General features: G+C 67.7%; 3 protein-coding genes. 2 read left to right on the top strand and 1 reads right to left on the bottom strand.

Going from position 1 to position 1,645, the window contains the following annotated elements; all coding sequences use genetic code 11:
- Together ACMUOO_RS17460 and ACMUOO_RS17455 are read left to right on the top strand one after the other, a co-directional pair.
- On the top strand, positions 1-281 hold a 281-nt coding region (locus ACMUOO_RS17460; protein ID WP_413855838.1), incomplete at its 5' end, for a DUF934 domain-containing protein.
- 66 nt (positions 282-347) lie between these two features.
- Positions 348-1,175 (top strand): ferredoxin--NADP reductase, encoded by an 828-nt coding sequence (locus tag ACMUOO_RS17455; RefSeq protein WP_301918631.1) that lies wholly within the window; start codon positions 348-350, stop codon positions 1,173-1,175.
- Between the two features lie 65 nt (positions 1,176-1,240).
- Here the strand turns inward: ACMUOO_RS17455 and ACMUOO_RS17450 are convergent.
- The coding region (locus ACMUOO_RS17450) for a hypothetical protein (protein ID WP_413855837.1) at positions 1,241-1,645 on the bottom strand (405 nt) is incomplete at its 5' end.

Below are 1,645 nucleotides of genomic sequence, written 5' to 3'. Positions count from 1 at the left end.
TGCCGGCCTCGTTCGAGGGCGTCGAGATGATCGCCGTCGGCTTTCCGGCCTTCTCGGACGGGCGAGGCTTCACGCTGGCCCGCCACCTGCGGAACCGCGGCTTCGGGGGCCGGCTCCGGGCGAAGGGACATGTCATCGCCGACCAGTATGCAATGGCGCGCCGGGCCGGCTTCGACGAAGTCGAAATCCCCGACGACCTCGCGGCGCGCCAGCCGCAGGAGCAGTGGCTCTTCCGCGCCGACTGGCGCGACCATGACTATCGGTCGCGGCTGAAGGCCTGACGCCGGGGTTTTCCCCATTCAAGAACCCGACTAGAAGGAGGATGGGCGACACGCGCCCGGGCTCACATGGACGATCTGAAAACCGTGAACGACGCCACCGTCAAACCCGTCCGCACCCTGCCCGATGCGCAGACCGTGCTCTCGGTCCGGCACTGGACGGACCGGCTGTTTTCCTTCCGGGTGACGCGGCCGCAGTCGCTCAGGTTCCGCTCGGGCGAGTTCGTGATGATCGGCTTGCTCGACGACAACGGAAAGCCGCTCCTGCGGGCCTATTCCATCGCCTCGCCCTCCTGGGACGAGGAACTCGAATTCTATTCGATCAAGGTGCCGGACGGTCCGCTGACCTCCCGGCTCCAGCACATCCGCCCCGGCGACCAGATCATCCTCAGGCCGAAGCCCGTCGGAACGCTCGTCCTCGACGCGCTGCTTCCGGGCAAGCGCATCTGGTTCCTCGCCACCGGCACCGGCATCGCGCCCTTCGCGAGCCTCATGCGCGACCCGGAGACCTACGAGAAATACGATCAGGTCGTGATGATGCACACCTGCCGGACCGTGGCCGAACTGGAGTACGGACGGCAACTCGTCGAGGGCCTCAAGGACGATCCCCTGATCGGCGAATTCGTCGGCGACAAGCTGAAATACTATCCGACGACGACGCGGGAAGACTTTCCCCGCATGGGCCGGATCACGGACAACCTCGCCTCCGGCAAGGTCTTCGCCGACCTCGGGCTGGCGCCCATGGACCGCGACAGCGACCGGGCGATGGTCTGCGGGTCGCTTGCCTTCAACATCGACGTGAAGGCGGTGCTCGAAGGCTTCGAGCTCCGCGAAGGCGCGAATTCGGACCCGCGCGAATACGTGGTGGAAAAGGCCTTCGTCGGCGACGGTATCTGACACCAGCCGGGCAAATGAAAAGGCCGCGCGGGATCCCGCGCGGCCTTTCGCTTTCTTGCACCGGCTCAGAGGCCGAGCGCGGCCTTGACCTGATCGATCGTCGACTGCACGAGCGTCGGATCGGCAGCGGCGGCGTCAACGGCGGACTTCAGCGTCGTCTTGGTCGCATCGTCGATCGCGGCAGAGCCGTCGATGGCGCTCTTGATCGCATCGGCATCGAAGTTCGCCGGGTCGAGAAGACCGGCCACGGCGCCGGCCGCGCCCGCGGCGGCTTCGGTGCCCTGCTGGACGGCTTCCGTCGCGGCGGCGGCGGCGTCCTCGGCGGCCTTCTGGGCCGCGGCGGCGGCTTCCTCGGCAGCCTTCGCAGCCGCTTCCTCGGCAGCCTTGGCCTCTTCGGCGGCCTTTGCAGCAGCCTCTTCCTCGGCGGCCTTGGCGGCGGCCGCCGCTTCGTCAGCAGCCTTCTGGGCCAT

The organism is Albidovulum sp., from assembly GCF_041919395.1.
Lineage (GTDB): Bacteria > Pseudomonadota > Alphaproteobacteria > Rhodobacterales > Rhodobacteraceae > Albidovulum.
The sequence above is the reverse complement of the archived record's forward strand: the minus strand, read 5'-3'. Positions and strand labels throughout refer to the sequence as shown.